Here is a 22,140-nt window from a genome sequence, read left to right as displayed (position 1 = left end):
CCGGTGAGCGCACCGTGACCATCGGGATTCCCGGATGGTTGCAATGGGTGTCGTATCTGGCCGGTGAGAAGTGGCCGCAGGGCGACGAGGACGCCATGTGGCGTATCGCCGACACCTGGCGCACCCACGCCGACCAATTGCGGGATCTGATTCCCGATCTCGACTCCGTCACCCAGGAGACGCTGTCGGTCATCGAGGGCGCCTCTGCGCAGGCGATCGCAGACGAGTTCACGAAGATGTTCTCCGGCGACTACGCCGTGGACAAACTGGCCGAGGGTATGGACGGTTTGGGAGATCTGGCCTCGGCCACGGGAACCCAGATCCAGTACACCAAGCTCAACATCCTGGCCTCCCTGGGCATTGCGGCTATCCAGATTGCCATCGCGCTCGCCAACGCCTGGGAGACGTTCGGCGGATCGCTGGCCGGGATCCCGATCATCGAGGCCATCACCCGTGCTGCGATCGCCGTCATGGAGCGCACGCTCCTCAAAGAGATCGTGGAGAAGATCGGCGAGACCGTTGCGGCGACCACGATCAAGAAGCTGATCGAAACCACCGTAGGGCGTATCGCATTCGAGACCCTCAAGTGGACCGCCCTCGGGGCGGCACAAGAACTCGGTATCCAGGGCTATCAGATCTCGCAGGGCCACCGGTCGGGAATCGACGTGCGACAACTCGGCTCGGTGGTCGAGTCCTACGCACTCGGCGGTGCGATCGGTGGCGCCTCGAGTGTGGGGATGAGCAAGTTCGCCGACCGGGCGTTCGGGCAGGTCACCGAGAGCACCTCGAAGGGTGCCATCCTCGCTCGCGGCGGGGTGATCGGTTACGTCAGTGGTGCAGCGGGCAACAGTGGCGCGATGCTGTTGACCGGTGGTCATTTCAATGCCGCAGGCTTTTTCGGGTCGTCGCTGATGGGGGCGCTGCCCGGGAAATCCGAGGGTGCCGGACTCGCCGCGGATGGTGCCGGGCGCGAGACGATCACCGGTACGGTCGGCGGTTCTCCGACGCCCGGCGCCGTAGACGGACTGGGTGAGCACGGAACTGCCGGACACCCCGACGGCGCGATCACCGACGCCACCACCGCCGAGGCGACTGCGGGACAGGGTGCCCCGGTGGTCGCCGACACCTCGCATCCCGGCGGAGGCGACACTTCTGCAGGACCGACGGCGCCGCAGGCAAACACACATGTCGACGGATCCTCCTCACCCGCCGACGGAGTTGCCGGCTCAGCCGATCTTTCTCACGATGGCGCGGGAAGTGTTGGCCTGCAACCGGAGCCGAGTGTCGCGGCCGCTACCGGGGGAGTGCCCGTCGGCGGCGCGCATCCAGAGTCGGTGTCACCCTCGACGACTGCCGATGCGCCCGCGACGACCGCGGCCACCGCAGCGGGACCCTCGGCAGCGGCCTCGGCGCCGGGTAGTCCCGTTGCCGCAGCGGGACATTCGGCGGCACCGACGGCGGGCGCGGGTTCGTCGACGGGCGCCGCAACCACGGCCGCGGCCGGTAGCAGGCCGACGGTGTCGGCGATCGCCGAGCACCCCGCCGCGTCGGGTGCGTCGGTGACCGCGCGACCCGAAGGCGCTGGCACGCCAAGGACATTGACCGCGGCGACCGCGGTGCGCGCAGAAGCCGCGGCACCGGCCGGGGGAGCCGAGCGCATCGGCGCGGAGCGCGGTGTCACCGCGCGGGCTACGGTGGCAACCGCGGACGCGACCCGGTCGGCTGGGCCCGACGGGGTATCGCGGCCTGCCGCCGACGCCGGATCGTCGGGTCGTTCCACCGGCGGCAGCGAGGGCGAGTCCGGTGAGCGTGGCGGACCGCCGCCGGCCCAGCGTCCCACGACCGACGCCTCCCGATCCGGGGATTCGGCGCGCACGGCTGAACCCGCGCGCGCAACGGATTCGAGCCCTGCCGGTCGAGAGGGCGGGTCTACCCGCCCGACAGACGGGGATGCTCACACGCGAGAGTCCGCAACGCATCAGCACGGTGGCGGGGACGAGCCGCGGCGGTTCACCGCACACGACCGCGGCGACGAGCAGACGGGCGGGCGTCACGGTCGCGAGCCCGCCGACCCCGAGGTCTCCCACGTACCGGATTCGGCAGCCGACGTTGCCTCGGCGGAAGCCGCGCGAGTGGTGACCGCACGGTTCGGCGATCTGCCGGTCCGGATGGAAATCGTTGCCGTTGACGGACTTCCGCACGACGCCGCGCACCTACCGCATCTGATCGACCGTGACGTTACCGGTCACATCTCGTCGGAGCCTCCGGCGGAGAGCTCGCGCCCGGTGCGTACCGAGGGTGACGGCGACGGGGACGTGGTGCCCGATCGCGACCCCGACGATGCGGCACAGCCGCCCACGTCGCACGACGGCGGCCGCACAGAGAAGACCGAAGAACTCGCCACCGCGCGCAGGGTGGCTGATGACGCGGCTACCCAGCGGATGGAACGGGAGTCGCGCGAGGCCCCCGCGCGGGTGCTGAAGAGCTTCGATGATGCGGCGCAGAAGGTGATGTCGTCGATGACGACGCGCGCGGAGGGGCTGCCGGCCGGCGTCGGCGGTGACGTGCACCCGGCGCCGGACGCGGTCACGATGCTGGCGGTATCGGGGTCGTTGTTGGGTGCGGTGTCGGTGAAGGCGGCCTTTCACGGCGCGGCGCGGCTGACCGATGCGGTGCGAGCACGTCTGGGAGGTGCACGCACCGAACATCCTGCTGTCGCTCACGATCCCGAACCGAATGCACCCGAGGGCATTCGGCCCGAGGGGATTGACGATGCCGCGGAGGTCGGCGTCATCGACGCCGCTTCCGGGGTGTCGGACCGGGTGGCGCTGTCATCGTCGATGACGCGGGAAGAAGCCGACCGTGCTCTCGGGGTTCTGGACCAATCCAATGTGTCCGGTCAGCAATGCGGCGACCAGGCGATCGCGGTGCGTGACGGGTTGTTGTCGGGCGAGGCGGTGGCACCGGAAAACCGAGGCAGTGACTTCGCGGGGCTCAGTACCTCCGAGTTGGCAGATCGGTTGGGGGTGGATGGATTCGACCGCGCATCGGTCGATTCGGTCGCCGGTTCGCTACACGGCTTGGGCGAGCACGCATCGGCCACAGTGGTGGGGCGCACGGAGGCCGGTGGCGATCTGCATGCGGTGACCGTGGCACGTCTTGACGGCGAGCACGTGGTCTTGGATCCCTCGGCGCCCGCCGGTGAGCGGGTGATGAGCTTGGCCGACGGACTGGGTCATTTCACGGAATTCGGCGCCGCCTACCACGACGGTCGTGGACCAGTCGGAATCGAAGACGCGCGACTGACGCATCCGAGAGCCGAGTTGGGCGGCCGCAAGGTATTCGGCGATCACGAGTTGGTCGGGACCCGGCGCGGGGGGCCGCGGCAGCGCGAATTCCGCGACGAGCGCACTGAACACGACGAGCGCTATGAACAGGACGACGGCGAGCGGAGTGGGACTCGCCGGGCCGGAGACGACGGTGGCGGGTCGGGCACGAGGCGAGCACCAGCGGATGAGGCCGACGCCGACCTCAACGGTCATGCAGGGCGTTCTCGCGAGCGCGATGACGCGGGCGTGCCACTCTCGTCGGGAAGGCTCGCGCGTGATGGCGAGTCGGACGTACCGACGGAGCGCGTCGACGGAGATCGACCTGCCGAGAATGCGCGGGGGGGAGGTGTAGACGGTCCGCACCGCGATACCGGTCAGCCTCGCGACGGCGAGCACGACCCGGTCCCGGACCAACCGGACCCGACCGATGCTCCGGGCAGGGGAAAAACAGATCCCAGGGAGCCGATCAATGGCCTGGAGCACTCGGGTAAGTCGGTTGTCGACAAAGTTGCCGATCGTCGGTACCTGGAGAAGTACTACCATCGGACCCACCACGACGGGAGACCGCGGTGGGATCGAAACATCAAGGGGGCGTTGGACGCTGACGGTGATCGTATTCCGCTGCTTGATGAGCACGATGAGATCACGACCGAGAAGATGGTCAAGGTCGAGGAAGCCGCATACGGGGCCTACGACGAGAAAGTGACCTATGGGGCTCACCGGGTGGCGGACGAATTGCGCCGCTTGCGGGATTGGGCGCGCGCTCAGCTGAAGCACGTTCTGAACAAGCTGGACGCGACAGATGCTGAGCGAAAGAGTGCTTTCCGGATCATGACAGACGCCGGCGAACTAGCGGGTCTGCATGCGGCGGCGGAGGCGATCCCAAATCGATACCGCGCCAGTCAGTTCGAGGTTGAGACCTTGCTGCCTCTCGGTTCCCGGGGTGCCGGAGGTGTCGATGGAGTGTTCAGGGTTACTCCGCGGGAAGGCGTGAAGAACGAGGAAGGAATCACCGGCCCGATCCTGGTCGTGGTGGAGGCAAAGGGGCCGCATGCGGAGTTGGGGAGTAGGCGCGGGCCAGACAAACGTGACTATCAGCAGGGGCGAAGGGAGTATCTGCAATCAGTGGCTTCCGCTATGCGTGGAAGTCCAGACGTGGTTACTCAACGACTTGGCCGCCAAATTCGAAAGGCTCTGTCTAGTGGCGCGTTACGCTACGAGTTGGTGCGGGCAACCGTTGACAGAGAAGGATCGTATTCGGGGTACAGGCACCGTGAATTCGATATCCGAAGAAATCTGCCTAAGAAGATTGTTGAATCGAGCGAAGGAAATTCTGCCTGATGGTGAATATCGTGGATGCTGAGCGGTGGCACGAGTGGGGCCCCGAAGATTATGTGGAGCGGCGCTGGAATGAGGCGCGAGAGGATGTTGAGGACCTGTTGGGTCTTGAGCTTCCGTGGAATAGTGATCGTATTCATGATCTTCAGGTCGAGTTGATCGATTTGTGTGTGTGGTCGTTGGTGGGTTCGGGTGGTGTGGTGGGTGAGGAGGTGTGGTCTGCGTTGGATGCGGCGTGTGAGGTGTGTCGGGTGCAGTTTGTGCGGGCGTCGTTGCCGAAGGGTGAGCATCGGTTGTCGTTTGAGGTGTTGGGGCGGTCGTTGGAGACGGGGTCGTCGGGTCCGAATCCGTACACGATGGCGCCGGATTGGTTGGCGGCGTTGTGGTTGGGGTTGGTGGCTCGGGATCGGGGGTTGTTGGATGTGTTGCGGGATTTTGAGGTGGAGTGGATGCGGGCGTCGGTGGAGGAGGGGGTGTGGTTTGACCCGTATCAGGAGCAGTGGGCGCGGGCGTGGCAGATGTTGTTGCGGGGTGAGCGGGGTGAGCCGGTGGCGCAGCAGGTGGTGGAGGTGATGCGGTTGACGGATCCGGAGTTGGCGCCGGTGGCGGGTGCGGAGAGTGTGTTGCAGACGGAGTTTCCGTCGGTGCGGTTGTTGTGGGATGTGGTGTCGGGGAGTCGTAGTGAGTTTCCGGTGGATGTGCGGGTGGCGTTGGAGGCGAATAAGGAGTATTACACGCGGCCGGTAGAGAATCGGGTGCGTATGCGTGAGGGGTTTGTGCCGTGGCAGATTTTGGGACCGGTGTGTGCGGCGGTCGATTCGGGGTTTGAGGTGGGGGTGCAGTCGCAGTATTTACCGGATGCGTTGGTGTTTGATCGTCGCGATCGATTGCGGTCGGGAGATTCTGGCTGATGGTGGATGTTGAGCGGTGGCATGAGTGGGAGCCTGCGGATTATGTGCAGTGGCGTATTGATGATTCTCGGTACGGGGTAGAGCGTTCGTTGGGGTCGGATCGGCCTTGGAATAGTCTGCGAATCGATGGGTTGCGGACTGACTTGATTGAGTTGTGTGTGTGGTCGTTGGTGGGTTCGGGTGGTGTGGTGGGTGAGGAGGTGTGGTCGTTGTTGGATGCGGCGTGTGAGGTGTGTCGGGTGCAGTTTGTGCGGGCGTCGTTGCCGGAGGGTGAGCATCGGTTGTCGTTTGAGGTGTTGGGACGGCATTTGGAGACGGGGTCGTCGGGTCCGAATCCGTACACGATGGCGCCGGATTGGTTGGGGGCGTTGTGGTTGGGGTTGGTGGCTCGGGATCGGGGGTTGTTGGATGCGTTGCGGGATTTCAAACCGGAGTGGCGGGAGGCGTCGAGGGAGGAGGGGGTGTGGTTTGACCCGTATCAGGAGCAGTGGGCGCGGGCGTGGCAGATGTTGTTGCGGGGTGAGCGGGGTGAGCCGGTGGCGCAGCAGGTGGTGGAGGTGATGCGGTTGACGGATCCGGAGTTGGCGCCGGTGGCGGGGGCCGAGAGTGTGTTGCAGCGGGTGTTTCCGTCGGTGCGGTTGTTGTGGGATGTGGTGTCGGGGAGTCGTAGTGAGTTTCCGGCGGATGTGCGGGTGGCGTTGGAGGGCAATAAAGAGTATTACACGCGGCCGGTAGAGAATCGGGTGCGTATGCGTGAGGGGTTTGTGCCGTGGCAGATTTTGGGGCCGGTGTGTGCGGCGGTCGATTCAGGGTTTGAGGTGGGGGTGCAGTCGCAGTATTTGCCGGATGCGTTGGTGTTTGATCGTCGCGATCGATTGCGGTAGGGGAATTCTGGCTGATGGTGGATATTGAGCGGTGGCATGATTGTGAGGCTGACGGTTATGTGCAGCGTCGATTGGTTGCTGCTGAACGTGGGGTAGAGCGCCTATTGGGGTTGGGTTTACCGTGGAATAGCGATCGCATTCATAGTCTTCAGAATTACCTGGTGAATCAGGTTGTGTGGTCGTTGGTGGGTTCGGGTGGTGTGGTGGGTGAGGAGGTGTGGTCGTTGTTGGATGCGGCGTGTGAGGTGTGTCGGGTGCAGTTTGTGCGGGCGTCGTTGCCGAAGGGTGAGCGCCGGTTGTCGTTTGAGGTGTTGGGGCGGTCGTTGGAGACGGGATCGTCGGGTCCGAATCCGCGGACGATGGCGCCACATTGGTTGGGGGCGTTGTGGTTGGGGTTGGTGGCTCGGGATCGGGGGTTGTTGGATGCGTTGCGGGATTTCAAACCGGAGTGGCGGGAGGCATCGAGGGAGGAGGGGGTGTGGTTTGACCCGTATCAGGAGCAGTGGGCGCGGGCGTGGCAGATGTTGTTGCGGGGTGAGCGGGGTGAGCCGGTGGCGCAGCAGGTGGTGGAGGTGATGCGGTTGACGGATCCGGAGTTGGCGCCGTTGGCGGGGGCCGAGAGTGTGTTGCAGCGGGTGTTTCCGTCGGTGCGGTTGTTGTGGGATGTGGTGTCGGGGAGTCGTAGTGAGTTTCCGGCGGATGTGCGGGTGGCGTTGGAGGGCAATAAGGAGTTCTTTACTCGGCCGGTGGAGAATCGGGTGCGTGCGGAGGAGGGGTTTGTGCCGTGGCGGATTTTGGGTCCGGTGTGTGCGGCGGTGGATTCGGGGTTTGAGGTGGGGGTGCAGTCGCAGTATCTGCCGGGCGCGTTGGTGTTTGATCGTCGGAATCGGTTGCGGTAGGGGCACGCACCGCCATATCGGACATCCGGATGACCACGGGTCACACGGGAGTGTCCGGTCGGTTAGATTGGAGCGCTGTGACGGGGATAGGGGAGCTTCGGCAGACGGTGATGGTCGCGGCCGCGCCGCGGACCATACGGGTGTCGGTGTTCGGCGGACGTACCCAACTCGATATCGAATTGCCGATAGATGTTCCCGTCGTGAACCTCGTCCCCGAACTCGCCGAGCTGATCGCCTCGCGGGATGTCAGGCGTGAGGACGAACCCAACGGGATTCCCAACAAACGGGACCGGTGGGTGCTGACCCGGCTCGCGAACGGTCGTGAGGTGCGAGGAGACCAGACCCTGGCCATGGCAGGGTCGCAGGACGGCGACCAGTTCAGTCTGAGTGCCGAACGAGCGCTGACCCCGCCCGAACTGTTCGATGACGTCGTCGATGCGGTGGCCCGACTCAATCGGGAGGGATACCCGGCGTGGAGTTCCCGCGCAGCCCGCGTGATGGCATTTGTCGGGTTGGCAATGGCCGTTGCGGTGTGTGACCTGCTCCTGCTCGGCGACTTCGGCTTGTCCCAGCGCACCGCGCTCGCCTATCAGACTGTCGGCGTGATCGTAGCCCTCGTCATCGGCGCCGTCGTCGCGCGCCGTTACTACGCCGAGCCGCCGATCGCCGCAGCACTGGGATGGGCGGCCCTGCCACTGGTATTCGGGGTGGCATCGGTGGGCGGCGCACACCTGCCCGTCGGTGTGAACGCCTGGGCGCCGGCCATCGTGTGCGGCGTCATGATTCTCGCCGCGATCGGTGGGCAGGTCATCGTCCGCGCCGGACACGTCGGATTCGTCGGCGTGGCGGTCGGGTTCACTCTGTGCGCGGTCGTGGCCGTGGCGCACGCGGCTTTCCACTGGACCGACCAACTGTCGGGTACCGTCCTGGCCACTTGTGGTCTGTTTGTCGCGGTGGGAGCCGACCCACTCATCATGAACCGTCGTCGGCTCCGTCCACTCACCAATCAGCGCGAATCCTCCCGCGACGCGCAGGCAGGCACCACCGAGCTGTTCACCAACCCGTTCGACCGTGCCGAGCGCCGCGAGCAGCAGCGCCGGACGGCGGCCGGTGCCCGCGCACAGGTCCCTTCTGCCCAGGCCGTGGCCGAATCCGTGGAGCGTGCCCGCGCCACGCGGTCAGCGGTCTATCTGGCAGCCGCGGCAACCGTGATCGCCGGCACGGCGATCGCAGCCCTCGGCACCGATCCCACACCGTGGGCGGTCATCACGTTCAACGCCATCATCGCGGCCGCGATGATGCTGCGCAGCGCACGCAAGCTGCCGTTCGTGCCGTCGGCGTCATTGCTGTTCGGTGGTGTCGCGATTCTGGTGATCACCGCCCTGGCACTCCGGACGGCGCCGTCGGCGATGTATGCGGTCGCCGCTCTCGCCCTCCTCGCGCTGGTGGTCGTCGGAGTGGGCATCGCGGTGTTCGCCACCGACCGTAGGTCGCCACGGTGGGCGCGACTCGGCGACCACCTGGATTACCTCGCCCTCGCCGCGGTCCTCCCCGCGCTGGCGTGGACAACCGGCCTGTACGCCCAGGTCGTGGGGGGATGACACTCCCGATCAGGGTGCGACGCACGATTGTCGTCATCGCCCATCTGGCCACGGTGCTGTTATTGGTACTCGTCGGCACAGGGCCCGCCGCAGCCCTGACCCCACCGCGGATCGCTGCGGGCGGTGCACCGAGCGGTCCGGTGGGGCCCACCGACAAGACCAAACAGCAACAGCAGTGCGCCACACCGGTACTCGCCGCCGGCACCGATCTGTCCCAGGTCGACCCGACAGGCTTCGCCGTGAACTATCGCGCTGCCTGGACCTACAGCACGGGTGTCGGGCAAACGGTCGCGGTCATCGACACCGGTGTGCATCCGCAACCCCGGCTCCGCAAGGTGATCGGTGGTGGCGACTACGTCGGCAGCGGAGACGGGCTCACCGACTGCGACTCACACGGCACGCTGGTCGCGGGGCTCATCGCGGCGCGCCCCTCGACCGCCGACAGCTTCAGTGGCATCGCCCCCGACGCGACGATCCTGTCGATCCGGCAGAACAGCGACTCCTACCAGGTCGACGGCAGCAACGGCGACGACAGCGATGCCGTCTCCTCCGGATACGGCAACACCACCACGCTGGCATATGCGATCACCCGTGCGGTGTCCCTGGGCGCCACGGTCATCAACATCTCCGCCGCAGCCTGCGGCACGACCGGATCCCCGGTCGATGACGACCTGCTCGGTCGCGCCGTGCGCGCCGCTTACCAACGCAACGTGGTGGTGGTGGCAGCCGCAGGTAACGCCGACAAGGATCGCTGCCCGCAGAACCCCGGCGTCGACCCGAACGTACCCCGCTCCACCGAATGGTCGAGGATGACCACCTACGCCAGTCCCGCATGGTTCTCCGACTATGTGCTGTCGGTGGGAAATGTGACCGCCGACGACGAGCCGGCGTCGACCTCACTGACCGGTCCGTGGGTCTCGGTCGCCGCCCCCGGCGAAAACGTCGTCTCATTGAGCAGCACCGGCTCCGGGCTGGTCAACCGGCAGGTCATCAAAGGTGCCCAATCATCGTTCAACGGAACGAGCTTCGCCGCCGCAGTGGTGTCCGGGGTGGTCGCCCTCGTCCGCGCCGAGCACCCCACCATGTCTGCCGGTGAGGTGATCGAACTGATCAAGCGCACCGCCCACACAGGTGGACGGGGGCCCGACATGGCGACCGGGTACGGTCTGGTCGACCCGATCGCCGCCGTCGACCCCGACCAGCCTCACGCGTCGAACACCGTGCTGCAGAAGCAGATCGCCGGGCCGGTCCCGCCCGACCGGGCCGCCACCCGGACACGCGACATCGCGCTCGTCGTCGGCGGGATCAGTGTCTTCCTCATCGCCGCCGCCTGGGCGTTGTTCACACCGCTGCGGCGCATGCGTGACGAGAAGACCGCCTACCGCGACATCGACGAGCACTGACCGTACGCATCCCACCGCGCACCGATATTGCGGCGAGAGGTGGCCGGTCTAGCGTGGCTCGCCGGTGGCGAGCTTCCGATCGCCCGCGCGCATCAGCGCGCTCCCGTCACCGCCACCGACCGCACCGATGGCGACGCGTCCGGCACGGATGGCGGCATCGAGATCGACGCCGGTGTCGATGCCGCAGTCGCGCAACAGATAGACGAGATCCTCGGTGGCGATATTGCCGCTCGCACCGGGTGCGAAGGGGCATCCGCCGAGTCCGCCGACCGAGGCATCGAGCCGGGTGATGCCGGCCTGCACGGCGGCGTAGGCACTCGCCAACCCGGTACCCCGCGTGTTGTGGAAGTGTGCGCCCAGCGGCAGATCGCCGATCAACGGGAACACCTGTGCGGCAAGCTCAGTCACCCGTCTCGGGGTCGTCGTGCCGATGGTGTCGGCGATACTGATGCGGTCGGCGCCCGCCGCCACCGCGTGGGCGACGATCGTGGTGACCCGCTCCGGTGGCGTCGGGCCGTCGAACGGGCAGTCCCAGGCAGTCGCAATGATCACCTCGAGTGTGGCTCCCGCGTCGTGGGCGATACCGACGATCTCGTCGATCAGTGCCGTCGACGCGTCGGTGTCGCGTCCGACATTGGCCCGGCTGTGTGAATCAGAGGCCGAGACAACATATTCCAGATTGCTCACACCGGAGTCGAGCGCACGGCGGGTGCCGTTGACCGAGGCGATCAACGCCGAGAACCGCACATCGGGAAACTCGCCGAGGTGCGTGCAGAGCTCGGCGGCATCGGCGAGTGCGGGTACCTTGCTGGGTGAGACGAACGCGGTCACCTCGACCTCGGTCACCCCGGTATCGCAGATGGCTTGCAACAGTTCTACTTTGGCGTCGAGTGAGATCGGCTCCTCGATCTGCAATCCGTCTCGCATGGCGACGTCGCGGAGGGTGACGTTCATCAGATCACGCCCTGTTCGTGGAGTTCGTCGATCTCGGAGTCCGTCAATCCCAACAGATCGGTGAACACCGCGTGGTTGTCGTGACCGGGCACCGGTGGCCCGGCATTGCGGATTCGACCCGGGGTGTCGCCGAAGCGGGGCACCACACCGGGGCCGTGGACCACCCGGCCCACCCGGGCGTCGTAATGCTCGGCAATCATCCCGCGCGCCTGCAGATGGGGGTCGGCGACGACCTGTTCGATCGTGTTCACCGGCCCGACCACGACTCCCGCCGCCGAGAGCACCTCGGTGAGCTTGTCGGCCCCGTGCTGCGCCGACCACTCGCCGATGAGGGCGTCGAGCTCATCCTGATTGCGTCCACGGGCAGCGTGGTCGGCGAAGCGCGGGTCGGCGGCGAGTTCGGGCTGTCCCATCGCCGCGCACAGCCGGGCGAACACCGAATCCTGGTTGGCGGCGATGATCACGTGGGTTCCGTCGGCGGTCGGATACAGATTCGACGGGGCAATGCCGTCGAGACGGGTGCCCGACGGCCCCCGCACGATACCGCCCATGTCGTAGTCGGCCATCGTCGACTCCTGCACCGCCACACATGATTCCAGCAGTGAGGTGTCGACGACCTGCCCCTTGCCGGTGACGGTCCGGCGGTAGAGTGCCGCGAGTGCGCCCTGCGCGGCGTACATTCCGGCGAGGGTGTCGCCCAGCGACAGCGACAGTCTCGGCGGGAGTTGCCCGGGGTAGCCGTTGATGTGGCGCAGCCCGCTGGCGGCCTCGGCGACCGAGGCATATCCCGCGCGCGCCGCGTCGGGCCCGGTCTGGCCGTACCCCGACACCCGCACCACGACCAGTCCCGCGTTGTGCTGCCACAACACCTCGGGCCCGATCCCGAGCCGTTCGAGCGTTCCGGGCCGAAAATTCTCGACGACGATGTCGGCGCGCTGGGCCAATCGCAGGAACAGTTCGCGTCCGCGGTCGTCGCGCAGATCGAGGGTGATCGCCCGCTTGTTGCGGGCGTGCACCGTCCAGTAGAAGCGCTGGCCCTCGACCTCGGCCTGCCCCCAGGTGCGGATCGGGTCCGGCCGATCGGGTGGCTCGATCTTGATCACCTCGGCGCCCATGTCGCCGAGCAGGCGAGCGGCATGGGGGCCCGCGATCAGGGTGCCCAGTTCGAGCACGGTGATGCCGTCGAGTGGACCCGTCGGTTCCGTGTCCGGGGTGATGGTCGGCGGGGAGTCGGGGTCGTCCATGCCACCAGTGTGTAACCAATCACGGTCCAGAAGCAATCCCGGCCGAGCTCGTCACAGGCCGTTGACGTGCCGCGATGCCCTGACAACCGCAAAAAACTGAAAATGAACCCAGAATTTGTTTTTCGTGTCACACTGGCACGACGCGCCCTTCGGGTGGCGTGAGTGTCGGGAGCGGACGAGGACCCGGATCGGGTCGGCGGGGACACCGGAGTGGCGATGCGTGTGAGCGAGCGGGGCCGAGTGACGGGCATGCTGGGCTCCTCGGTGTCGACCCTCGGGCGCCTACTCGATCTCTTCGCGACCTCGGTGGGGTTCGGCGTCGCAGACGTGGTTCGGGGCCGGTTCCCGGTGCGTGAGGCCTACCGGCAGATGGTGTTTTTCGCGGGGGTCGCCGCGATCCCCGCCGCGTTGGTGGCGATCCCGTTCGGCGTGATCATCTCGGTGCAGGTGGGCAGCCTGACCTCGCAGATCGGGGCGTCCTCGATGGCCGGCGCGGCCGGTGCGCTCGGGGTGCTGCGGCAGGGTGCCCCGATCGCCACCGCACTGCTGCTGGGCGGGGCGGTCGGCTCGGCGGTTGCCGCCGACCTGGGGTCGCGGACGGTTCGTGAGGAGATCGACGCCCTGCGCACCATGGGTATCGACCCGGCGCGGCGGGTGATCGCCCCCCGCCTTGCGGCTGTGGCCGTGATCGCACCCCTGATCTGTGTGGAGATCGTCTTCGTCGGTGTGGCCACCGGATATTTCGTCAACGTCGCGTTCCAGGGCGGTGCGGCCGGCAGCTATCTCGGGTCGTTCGGCGAGTTCGCGGGCCTCGTCGATCTGTGGGCGGCGCTGGGCAAGGCCGAGATCTTCGGTCTGGTCGTCGTCGCCATCGCCTGTCAGCGTGGGATGGAGGCGCGCGGCGGTCCGCGCGGGGTCGCCGACGCGGTCAACGCCGCCGTCGTACTCAGCGTGGTCGCCAGCTTTGTGCTCAATCTCCTTGCCACCCAGCTGCTGTCGATGTTCGTGCAGACGAAGGTCGGGTGATTGCCGATGCTGGGACTCGAGGTGTACCTCGCCGCCCACCCACGGGTGCGCCGGCTCGGCGCGATCACCGGCGCGCCCGCGCGACTGCTGGCGCAGCTCGGCCATCAGTTGCGCTTCACCGCACAGGTGCTCGGCGCCATGCCGCACGCGCTGCGTCACTACCGTCGCCAGACGTTGGCCGTCCTCGGCGACATGATGTGGGGCAACGGTACGGTCATAGTGGGCGGTGGGACCGTCGCGGTGCTGGTGGTTCTCGGGGCGTCGGTGGGTGGCTCCATCGGGGTCGAGGCCTTCGGTTCACTGGACATGTTCGGCATGGGTCCGCTCACCGGTTTTCTCTCGGCGTATGCCACCACCCGCGAGATCGCCCCCATCGTCGTGGCGATCGGGTTCGCCGCGCAGGCCGGTTGCCGGATGACCGCCGAGATCGGGTCGATGCGGATCGCCGAGGAGATCGACGCACTCGAAGCGCAAGCCGTGCAACCGATCCCGTTTGTCGTCAGCACACGTGCCATCGCCGGGGTCATCACCATCATCCCGTTGTTCCTGATCACCCTGATCCTCGCCTACCTCACCTGTGCGCTGGTGGTCACCGGCATGCACGGTCAATCCAGCGGCACCTATGACCACTACTTCACCGCCTTCCTGCGTCCGGTCGACGTCATCTACTCGCTGATCAAGGCGGTGGTGTTCATCGTCGCCGTGGTCCTCGTCCACGGATATCAGGGCTACTACGCCCGCGGCGGACCCGAAGGGGTCGGGACGGCCACCGGCCGCGCCATCAAATTCAGCTTCATCCTCATCGTGGTGCTCGACATGATCTTGACCCTCGTGTTCTGGGGCTCCGACGTCGGATTCAGGTTCTCCGGATGATCGGGCCACCGATCGACGTGTCCGGGCGTGGTCCGTCCACCGGTGTGCTGACCCGGTGGGGCCTCGCGGCGATCGCGGTACTCGCCGCCATCGCCATACCTGTGACCCTCTACGCGCGCGGAGTCTTCGACGACACCGTCGAGGTGACCGTGACCTCCGATCGCATCTCCGAAGGACTCTCGGCAGGCGCCGACGTCAAATACCAGGGATTGCTCGTCGGGCACGTCGAGTCGATCACCATCGACGATCAGGGGCATCAGCGGATGCGCCTGGCCGTCGACGCCACCCAGGCCGACCACATCGGCGGCCACCTCACCGCGACGTTCGCGCCGTCGAACATCTTCGGCGTGACCGGGATCGAATTGACCCCCACCGCACCGGGACCGGCGCTACGCAACGGACAGATCATTGCGGCGCAGGATGATTCGTCGGACGTATCGGCGGTGAGCGTCCTGCGTGACATCGGATCGATCAGCTCCACCCTCACCGGCTCCGAGGTCACCGCAATGATCAACCGGCTCGACGAGGTCGTCACCCAGATCTCGCCGCTGATGCGGTCGGGCTTCGATTTGTTCGCACTCGCGCATCAGCACCAACAGATGCCGTTCGCCCAGATGCTGCGTATCGCCGACGACACCCTACGCGGTGCGGCCGCGTTGTCGGACCCCTTCGTCAACCTCTTCACCACCCTGGTGGAGAAGACCGCGATGTATGCCGACCCGCAGGAGACGGCCAAGGTCACCGGTGCGCTGACCGGCCTCGTGCAGACCTTCATCACCCTGGGCCAGGTCGTCGGCACCGATCCGGGTGACCTGGCCACCGTTCTCGACGCCTCACTCACTCTCGGGGCCCCGCTCGGCTACACCCTGTCCACCGTGCCCGCAGCAGCCGACGATGCACACGAGCTGATCGGCCGGCTCGACAAGATGCTGCCGCGCGTGGACGGCACCGTGCGGTTACGCCTCGGGCTCACGCTGGAGTCGTTGCCCGCGATCACCTCGGCCTTGCCGGCCGCAGGTGCCGTCCGTACCGGGGGTGGCGGCCGATGAACCGGGTGCGGCCCACGGCCACTGCGGGTTTCGTCCTGTTCGTCGTCGCCATGCTGCTCGCCGGGTGGGTGATCGTCCAGGCGCTCGATCCCTCGGTGCCCGGCGCCGGGCGGACGTTCACCGCCCGCTTCACCGACGTGTCGGGATTGACCGTCGGCAACGACGTCCGCGAACTCGGTGTGCGGGTGGGCAAGGTCGAATCCATTTCGCTGCTCGACGATTCCGGCGACCAGGCCCAGGCGCAGGTGCGCTTCACCGTGAACACCACCACCACGGTCTACGACGACACCCAGATCGCCATCCGCTACCTGAATCTCGTCGGACAGCGGTACCTGGACCTGCAGACCCCCGCAGGTGACTCCACCGCCCCGAAACACGAACTCGCCACCACCGCGGTCATCCCCGCCTCGCGGACCATCGGTTCCTTCGACATCACCGAGATGTTCAACGGGCTCCGGCCGCTGTTCGGCACGCTGCAACCCGACCAACTCAATTCGCTGATGAACAACATCCTGGCAGTGATCGAGGGCCGCGGCCCCGACGTCGGCTCGGTGCTGAACCAGCTGCGTCAGCTCGCCGACGTCGTCTCCGATCGTTCGACGCTCATCGCGACCGTCATCACCCAATTGGGCCGTGTCGCCGGTGAGATCCGTTACAAGTCATCGCAACTCAACGATCTGATCTCCCGGATGGGAGACGCCTTCGGGGTGCTTGCGGCGTCGGCGGACAAGACCCAGGAGTCGATGCGATTGGCCGCGCGCAGTCTCGGGCCCGTACGGCAACTCCTCGAGAGCCTCGATGAGAGTTACTACGGCAACTACGCCACCGTCGATCACCTGCTGCGCACCTGGGTGCCGGCCGTCAACACCGCGACCGCCGCCCTCGAACGACTGCCCGCGCTGATCGACGCGCCGACGCCACGGCGCACGCCGCGGGGCAGGGTGGTTATCAGTGCGGCTCGGGACAGGCGATCCCCACGCCGCTGACGCGGGTTCTGCTCGCGGGTGTCCCGGTGGTGGTGTGCCGATGACCCGGCGACGCGACGAAGCATCGATGCGGCGCAGGCAATTCCGGCTGGGCATGCTCGGTCTCGGGGTGGCGGTCGTGCTCGCCGCGGTGTGCGGTGTCATCTACCTCGACCCGTTCGGCCACCGCGATGTCCTCGTGGCGTTGAGTACCATCGGCGGCCTGCGATCCGGTGATGAGGTCCGCATCGCCGGTGTGCGGGTTGGTGAGGTGTCGGCGATCGCCCTGCATCCCGATCGCGTCGAGGTCACCATGCGCGTGGATTCCGATGTCGCACTGGGTGATCAGACGTCGGCCGATGTCCGGTTGACCACCGCCATCGGGGGCCACTACGTCGCGTTGGCGCCGGCCGGCCGGACAGCGCTGGGCCACAACATCATCCCGATGCAACGTACGTCGGTGCCATACACGCTCAGTGACGTTCTCGCCGACTCCGGAGCGGTCGTGTCGAAGGTGAACGGACAGACCATCGCCGACACGCTGCGCAAGGTCGATGCCGCGCTGGCCGGACAACCCGACGCGATCCGGCAGATCATCGCCGACACCGAACAACTGACCACCGCGGTCGGGGCGCGGTCCGACGACCTCGACGCCGCGGTCGCCCTGAGCGACGAGTACAGTTCCGGACTCAACAGCGGGCGTGCCGATCTGGTCGAACTGCTGCGTCTGATCGGCTACGTCGGGGCCAAGGCCTCTCAGGTCAAGGCCGAAGGGGTGGAGACCGTGCGGTCGATCGGCGCGCTGTTCGCCTTCATCGCCAAGCCGGTCGATGCCTTCACCGGCACCATCGAACCACCGTTCCGGCAGGTTCTCGACGTGCTCAACACCCTGCGCGCCCAGCCCGCCCGCATCGACGACCTCCTCGGCACACTGACCGCGATCGTCGATCAGATCGGAGATGCCATGGGTGTCACCAACTCCTCGGGTCGGGTGGATCTGTCGTCGGTGGTCGTCAACGCACCGCAGGTGCAGATCACCCCCGATCAGGTGACGGCCGGTGGGCTGTGCGTCCCGAGCCCGGATCGGCGGTGCTGAGATGTCTCGGTCACCGAAGATATGGCGCCGGATCATCGTCGGGGTGCTCACGATCGCGGTGACCGTCGGTGCGACGCTGGTCATCGTTGAACGGCGAGCCGGCCACGTGTCGGGGTGCGCGGACATGGCCGACGCCGTCGGCCTCTACCCGGGCAACGACGTCACGATGCGCGGCGTAAGGATCGGCTCCGTCACCGCCGTGTCCCCGCAGGCCGGGCACGTGGTCGTGCGGTTCACCCTCGACACGCCCGTCGACTTCCCGGCCGATGTGTCGGCGGTGACCACCTCGGATTCGATCGTCACCGACCGGCACCTGGAGATCCCGTCGGGTCGGACCACCGGCGCCGCGTGGGACTTGAGGCGATGTATTCCGTTGGCGCGCAAGCACACCCCGACCAGTGTCAGTGCCGCCTACGCCGCCTTCGACAAGCTCGCCTCCCAGGTCACCGCCGCCGCGTCGGAGTCCGGCGAGCGCCGTGAACTGGTGCGCGACAGCATGAATCGCGTCGATGCGACCTTGCGCGGCACCGGTGCGGATTTCAATGCTGCGATCGCCGGGCTCGCCGCGGCGCTCGGCGACCCGGGGCTGCGGGATCAACAGTTGCGTTCGCTGTTGACCAACGTGGGGGAGCTGACCGATTTCTTCGTTCAGCGCTTGCCGGATCTGCAACCTCGGACTGACCAAACTCGGTGAATTCGCCGAGACCTTCGATGCCTGGTTCTCGGTGCTCAATCCGGCCGTCGTCCAGACCACCCAACTGACCCCGTCGCTGTTGCGTCTCATCCGTACCTACTCGCCGCCGGTGTTCGCCGTCCTCGACGCTCTCATGCCGTTACTCGATCGCGTCCCGATGGATCAGATCCTCGCCCTGCTGCGGCGGTTGCCCCTGGTGTCGACAGGAGTCCAACGCATCCTCGCCCGTGGCGCGGCAGTCGGTGGAATCGAGACGGCTCCGCCGGCGGTGCGGGTCACCGCGTCGTCGAGCTCGGCGGTCTGCGCGGCGGTCAACGCGGTCATGGCACAGGCCTGCCGGCCGTCGCCCGGAGCCACCGGACACGTCGACCTTGCGCTGGTCCAACTCGTACTCGCGTCCGCAGGGGGCCGGTGATGATCCGATCCCGATGGTGCGCAGCGTGGGCGGCAGTGCTGGCGAGTCTCACGGTTCTCGTGGCCGCGTGCGGCGTTGCGCCGACCGATCTGCCGTTACCCGGTACCCGCGTCGACGGTGACAGCTACCCGCTACACATCGAATTCGCCTCGGTACTCAACCTTCCCGCACGCAGCAAGGTGGTCTACAACGGCTCACGAATCGGGGTACTGCGCGGGGTGGGTCTGGCCGAACACGACGGTCGCCGGGTGGCGGTCGCGACCGTCGATCTCTCCGCCGACGTCCGGCTGCCCGCCGGCACGACCGCCGAACTCGTGCAGGCGACCCTGCTCGGCGACTTCTTCATCGCGCTGTCACCACCGGCCGGCGCCACCACCGCGACCATCGCCGCCGGCCAGACGATCCCGCTGTCGAGGACCACGGTGTCACCACAGGTCGAAGATCTTCTCGGAGGTGTGGCCGCACTCGCCAACGGAGGCACCATCGCCACCCTTCAACGCATCATCACCAACGCCAACAAGGCTTTTCCGTCCGACACCACCGAACGTGACGTCGGCATCGAGGTGCTGCGCGCGCTGATCGCGCGCAGCGCGGGTCAGGGCGACGACATCCGGTCGATGATCGATTCGATCGAGACGATCTCGCACACCCTCGACGTCAACCGGTCCCGATTGGCGTTCGCCTTCCAATTCGGGCCGCGACGGGTCAGCGGCGCGGTCTCGGCATTCCTCGGACTGTCGAACGTCTTGAATGCCTTGGGGCCCAACGTCGTTCCCATAGGCAACCTGATCATCCCGCGCTATGCGACTCTTCAGGGCCTCATCGGGGTCGTCGACCCATTGGTCGCCACGGCCGTACGGCTCGACACACAGGCACCCGCTGACATCCGCCGTCTCGATGACTTGCTCGGCGACCGACTCGTCGCCTGGGCGGGTAACCCGTCGATCGACGTCGTCGACGTCACCGAACCCGATGGCCGGGGAACCGGCGGGTCGGCGACCGACACCCGGACCGTCGCCGCGGTTCTCCGGATGATCGGGGCCATGCGATGACCGCACGCCGCACGATCGGGAGCCTGGTGATGCTGGTGGTGGTGTCGATCGCGCTCAGCGCCTACCTCGTCGTCGGCGTCCTGCATCTGCACCCGTTCACCCGATACGACACCGTATCGCTGGACCTCACCGAATCCAATGGCCTGCAGAATAATTCGTCGGTGCTCTATAACGGCATCCAGGTCGGCACGGTGACCGATCTGCGGACCGGACCCGACGGGCTGCGGGCCACCCTCCGGATCAGGCCCGGCGCGGACGTGCCGGCCGACGCGACGGTCAGCATCGCGAATCTGTCCATGGTCGGCGAGCAGTACGTCGAATTCACCTCGACCACCGGATCGGGCCCGTACCTCACCGACGGTGCCGTGATCGGCAACGGCATCGACCCGGGCGTCTCGGTGGCCGACATGCTGACCTCCATGCACGGACTCACCAGCCAATTCGATCCGGCCACCCTCGAGGAGATCGCGCGGACCATCTCCGAGGGCTGGCAGGGCCGCGACGCCGACCTGGCGACCATCGGCCGATTCTCCTCGCTGACCGCCCGCACGATCGGCACCTACCGATCCGAGTTCTCCGGCCTGTTCGACCACGCACAGGAACTGTTGACGCGCCTCGACGGTGCCCGGATCGGCGCCGTGATGCGCGCCACCGCACCGAAGTTGGCGCACATGAACATTCCGTTCTCCACCTTGTGGAGCCTGCTGCCCGGACTCGCGCAGGCCACCGAGGGCGCCACCGGCTGGTACGACGTGATCATCCCGTTCACCCAGAAGATCGGCGAGTACCTCAACAAGACCATGCCCGACGTCGCCGCGATCATGCGGGTGCTCCAGCCCACCCTGACCGCAGTCGCACCGGCCGGTCGGGTGAATCTGGCGACCCTGGTCGAGCAGGGGTTGCGGATCGTCGACGAGAACGGCGTCCTGCGACTGACCGTGGCGGACCCGCCATGACGGCACCACCCAGCCCATCGGCCACCACCGAGCCGCATCGGCCGCCACGAGCCCGAGAATCCCCACTGCCCACCGACACGAACCGAGATGACATGAGTGATACCGACGTTGCCGATACGGACACTGCCGAGGAGCAGGCTGACACGGAGCAGACCAACACAGCACCGGACGACAGAACACCGGCCGATACCGAATCACCGCACGGGGCAACAGAATCGGAGGAGAGGGCGGCAGAAGCCGACCAGCCTTCGGGACGCCGCGCGTCGCTGACGGCCCGGTTGCGTTCGCGGCCGTTCGTGGCGGCGATGATCGTCGCGGTGATCCTGGCGCTGGCGGTGGCGACGGGCGTCTTCGGGTGGCAAGCGCACCAGCGTGGCGACGAGCTCGATGCGTTGCGCGCACAGTCGGCCGACGAGGCGCACGCACGACAACTCGCCTCCGACTATGCGGTGGCCGCCGCACGGATCGACTACCGCAATTTCGACCCGTGGTTCGCGGCGTTGCGTTCACACGTCAACCAGCCGCTGGCACAGCAGTTCCAGACCAGCGAACCCGCGTTGCGTGATCTTCTCGGGCAACTGCAGTGGGTCTCCACCGGCACGCTCGTCGGCAGCGACATCGCCACCCACAACGACGGCACGTACCACGTTCAGGTCTTCCTCGACGTGACCACCAGTAACGTCCAATCACCGGACGGGGTGAAGACGACTGCGCTATACCCGATAACGGTGGACGGCAAGAACTGGCAGATCACCGACATCAGCGGCGGCATCTCGCCCCTGCCGGGCAAGTGACGGGCATCGAGGTGGATGCCCGGGGAAAGGACGTGATGACAACTCCGCATTCGGCAGATACGGGACTTCTTCCCGACATCACCCTGCGAGACATCCTGTCGGGGCTCGCGTCTCTGCGCCCGGACCTCGGGGGAGTGCTGCGGTCGTTGCCGGCGCTGATTCCGCGTCCGCCCGGTCGGCAGATGTCCATCGGGAAGCGTTTCGTCCAGTCCGTCGAGGCCTATCCCGATCGCGATTTCCTGCGCTTCGAGGGGCAGTCGATCACCTACCGTGACGCCAACGCGCACGCCAACCGGATCGCGGACTTCCTGAGTCGGCAGGGGATCTCACGCGGCGACGTCGTGGCCATCGAATCGCGTAACCATCCCGACGTCGTGATCACCATGCTGGCAATCGTGAAACTCGGGGCGATCGCGGGGATGCTCAACTTTCACCAGCGCGGCGCGGTCCTCGAACACAGCCTGGGGCTCATCGGCGCAAAGGTCCTGATCTACCAACCCGATCTCGCCGAGGTGCTCGAGTCCGTACCGGAGTCGGCGCTGCCCGAGGTTCGCCTCGACTTCGCCGAGTTACACCGCGGCGCGGCGCGGTGTTCCCCGCGCAATCCCGCCGTCACCGACTCGATCCCGCTGTCGGACACCGCGTTCTACATCTTCA

General features: G+C 66.8%; 19 protein-coding genes. 17 read left to right on the top strand and 2 right to left on the bottom strand.

Features of this window, described 5'->3' with window-relative positions:
* Positions 1-14: 14 nt before the first annotated feature.
* The 6 genes from GOPIP_RS25935 (at position 15) to mycP (ending at position 10,365) form a co-directional block, all read left to right on the top strand.
* On the top strand, positions 15-4,670 hold the full coding sequence (locus GOPIP_RS25935) for a WXG100-like domain-containing protein (protein ID WP_006372843.1): 4,656 nt from the start codon (positions 15-17) through the stop codon (positions 4,668-4,670).
* Positions 4,670-5,578 (top strand): immunity 49 family protein, encoded by a 909-nt coding sequence (locus GOPIP_RS25930; protein WP_006372841.1) that lies wholly within the window; start codon positions 4,670-4,672, stop codon positions 5,576-5,578. The genes GOPIP_RS25935 and GOPIP_RS25930 overlap by 1 nt, the downstream gene beginning before the upstream one ends.
* Complete coding sequence (locus tag GOPIP_RS25925; RefSeq protein WP_006372840.1) at positions 5,578-6,462, top strand: immunity 49 family protein; 885 nt, start codon at positions 5,578-5,580, stop codon at positions 6,460-6,462. Before GOPIP_RS25930 ends, GOPIP_RS25925 begins: the two co-directional genes overlap by 1 nt.
* Before the next feature lie 161 nt (positions 6,463-6,623).
* Positions 6,624-7,361, top strand: a complete 738-nt coding sequence (locus tag GOPIP_RS25920; protein ID WP_244421227.1) for an immunity 49 family protein — start codon at positions 6,624-6,626, stop codon at positions 7,359-7,361.
* Between the two features lie 77 nt (positions 7,362-7,438).
* A complete protein-coding gene (gene eccD, locus GOPIP_RS25915; protein WP_244421226.1) occupies positions 7,439-8,962 on the top strand; it encodes a type VII secretion integral membrane protein EccD in 1,524 nt (507 codons plus the stop codon).
* Positions 8,959-10,365, top strand: coding sequence for a type VII secretion-associated serine protease mycosin (gene mycP / locus GOPIP_RS25910; RefSeq protein ID WP_006372837.1), 1,407 nt, complete (start codon positions 8,959-8,961; stop codon positions 10,363-10,365). Before eccD ends, mycP begins: the two co-directional genes overlap by 4 nt.
* Positions 10,366-10,413: 48 nt before the next feature.
* Here mycP and GOPIP_RS25905 read toward each other — a convergent pair whose 3' ends face one another.
* Together GOPIP_RS25905 and GOPIP_RS25900 are read right to left on the bottom strand one after the other, a co-directional pair.
* The gene (locus tag GOPIP_RS25905) at positions 10,414-11,319 is read right to left on the bottom strand and encodes a hydroxymethylglutaryl-CoA lyase (protein WP_006372836.1); all 906 of its coding nucleotides are present in this window, start codon (positions 11,317-11,319) and stop codon (positions 10,414-10,416) included.
* On the bottom strand, positions 11,319-12,563 hold the full coding sequence (locus GOPIP_RS25900; protein ID WP_006372835.1) for a CaiB/BaiF CoA transferase family protein: 1,245 nt from the start codon (positions 12,561-12,563) through the stop codon (positions 11,319-11,321). Before GOPIP_RS25900 ends, GOPIP_RS25905 begins: the two co-directional genes overlap by 1 nt.
* A 162-nt stretch (positions 12,564-12,725) precedes the next feature.
* On the opposite strand from GOPIP_RS25900, the gene GOPIP_RS25895 reads away from it, so the two are divergent.
* The 11 genes from GOPIP_RS25895 to GOPIP_RS25845 all read left to right on the top strand — a co-directional run.
* Entirely contained in the window at positions 12,726-13,589 is an 864-nt protein-coding gene (locus GOPIP_RS25895) for an ABC transporter permease (RefSeq protein ID WP_006372834.1), read from the top strand.
* A gap of 6 nt (positions 13,590-13,595) precedes the next feature.
* Entirely contained in the window at positions 13,596-14,462 is an 867-nt protein-coding gene (locus GOPIP_RS25890; protein ID WP_006372833.1) for an MlaE family ABC transporter permease, read from the top strand.
* On the top strand, positions 14,459-15,511 hold the full coding sequence (locus GOPIP_RS25885; RefSeq protein WP_006372832.1) for an MlaD family protein: 1,053 nt from the start codon (positions 14,459-14,461) through the stop codon (positions 15,509-15,511). Before GOPIP_RS25890 ends, GOPIP_RS25885 begins: the two co-directional genes overlap by 4 nt.
* Positions 15,508-16,497, top strand: coding sequence for an MlaD family protein (locus GOPIP_RS25880; protein WP_006372831.1), 990 nt, complete (start codon positions 15,508-15,510; stop codon positions 16,495-16,497). Before GOPIP_RS25885 ends, GOPIP_RS25880 begins: the two co-directional genes overlap by 4 nt.
* Positions 16,498-16,537: 40 nt before the next feature.
* Entirely contained in the window at positions 16,538-17,572 is a 1,035-nt protein-coding gene (locus tag GOPIP_RS25875) for an MlaD family protein (protein WP_006372830.1), read from the top strand.
* Position 17,573: 1 nt separating this feature from the next.
* Complete coding sequence (locus GOPIP_RS29650; RefSeq protein ID WP_006372829.1) at positions 17,574-18,266, top strand: MlaD family protein; 693 nt, start codon at positions 17,574-17,576, stop codon at positions 18,264-18,266.
* Positions 18,267-18,297: 31 nt separating this feature from the next.
* Positions 18,298-18,681, top strand: a complete 384-nt coding sequence (locus GOPIP_RS29645) for a hypothetical protein (RefSeq protein WP_006372828.1) — start codon at positions 18,298-18,300, stop codon at positions 18,679-18,681.
* Positions 18,681-19,733 carry an MlaD family protein gene (locus GOPIP_RS25860; RefSeq protein WP_006372827.1) on the top strand — a complete coding sequence of 351 codons (1,053 nt, stop codon included), beginning with the start codon at positions 18,681-18,683 and terminating at the stop codon, positions 19,731-19,733. The genes GOPIP_RS29645 and GOPIP_RS25860 overlap by 1 nt, the downstream gene beginning before the upstream one ends.
* Positions 19,730-20,689, top strand: a complete 960-nt coding sequence (locus GOPIP_RS25855; protein ID WP_006372826.1) for an MlaD family protein — start codon at positions 19,730-19,732, stop codon at positions 20,687-20,689. The genes GOPIP_RS25860 and GOPIP_RS25855 overlap by 4 nt, the downstream gene beginning before the upstream one ends.
* Positions 20,690-20,781: 92 nt before the next feature.
* Positions 20,782-21,483 carry a hypothetical protein gene (locus GOPIP_RS25850; protein ID WP_244421225.1) on the top strand — a complete coding sequence of 234 codons (702 nt, stop codon included), beginning with the start codon at positions 20,782-20,784 and terminating at the stop codon, positions 21,481-21,483.
* Between the two features lie 35 nt (positions 21,484-21,518).
* The coding region (locus GOPIP_RS25845; protein ID WP_006372824.1) for an AMP-binding protein at positions 21,519-22,140 on the top strand (622 nt) is incomplete at its 3' end.

Source organism: Gordonia polyisoprenivorans NBRC 16320 = JCM 10675 (assembly GCF_000241325.1).
Classification (GTDB): domain Bacteria; phylum Actinomycetota; class Actinomycetes; order Mycobacteriales; family Mycobacteriaceae; genus Gordonia; species Gordonia polyisoprenivorans.
The sequence above is the reverse complement of the archived record's forward strand: the minus strand, read 5'-3'. Positions and strand labels throughout refer to the sequence as shown.

Coding starts and splice junctions, on each gene's coding strand:
- GOPIP_RS25930 (WP_006372841.1), top strand. CDS start 4,670: ATGGTGAATATCGTGGATGCTGAGCGGTGGCACGAGTGGGGCCCCGAA.
- GOPIP_RS25925 (WP_006372840.1), top strand. CDS start 5,578: ATGGTGGATGTTGAGCGGTGGCATGAGTGGGAGCCTGCGGATTATGTG.
- mycP (WP_006372837.1), top strand. CDS start 8,959: ATGACACTCCCGATCAGGGTGCGACGCACGATTGTCGTCATCGCCCAT.
- GOPIP_RS25905 (WP_006372836.1), bottom strand. CDS start 11,319: ATGAACGTCACCCTCCGCGACGTCGCCATGCGAGACGGATTGCAGATC.
- GOPIP_RS25900 (WP_006372835.1), bottom strand. CDS start 12,563: ATGGACGACCCCGACTCCCCGCCGACCATCACCCCGGACACGGAACCG.
- GOPIP_RS25890 (WP_006372833.1), top strand. CDS start 13,596: ATGCTGGGACTCGAGGTGTACCTCGCCGCCCACCCACGGGTGCGCCGG.
- GOPIP_RS25885 (WP_006372832.1), top strand. CDS start 14,459: ATGATCGGGCCACCGATCGACGTGTCCGGGCGTGGTCCGTCCACCGGT.
- GOPIP_RS25880 (WP_006372831.1), top strand. CDS start 15,508: ATGAACCGGGTGCGGCCCACGGCCACTGCGGGTTTCGTCCTGTTCGTC.
- GOPIP_RS25875 (WP_006372830.1), top strand. CDS start 16,538: ATGACCCGGCGACGCGACGAAGCATCGATGCGGCGCAGGCAATTCCGG.
- GOPIP_RS29650 (WP_006372829.1), top strand. CDS start 17,574: ATGTCTCGGTCACCGAAGATATGGCGCCGGATCATCGTCGGGGTGCTC.
- GOPIP_RS25860 (WP_006372827.1), top strand. CDS start 18,681: ATGATCCGATCCCGATGGTGCGCAGCGTGGGCGGCAGTGCTGGCGAGT.
- GOPIP_RS25855 (WP_006372826.1), top strand. CDS start 19,730: ATGACCGCACGCCGCACGATCGGGAGCCTGGTGATGCTGGTGGTGGTG.
- GOPIP_RS25850 (WP_244421225.1), top strand. CDS start 20,782: ATGAGTGATACCGACGTTGCCGATACGGACACTGCCGAGGAGCAGGCT.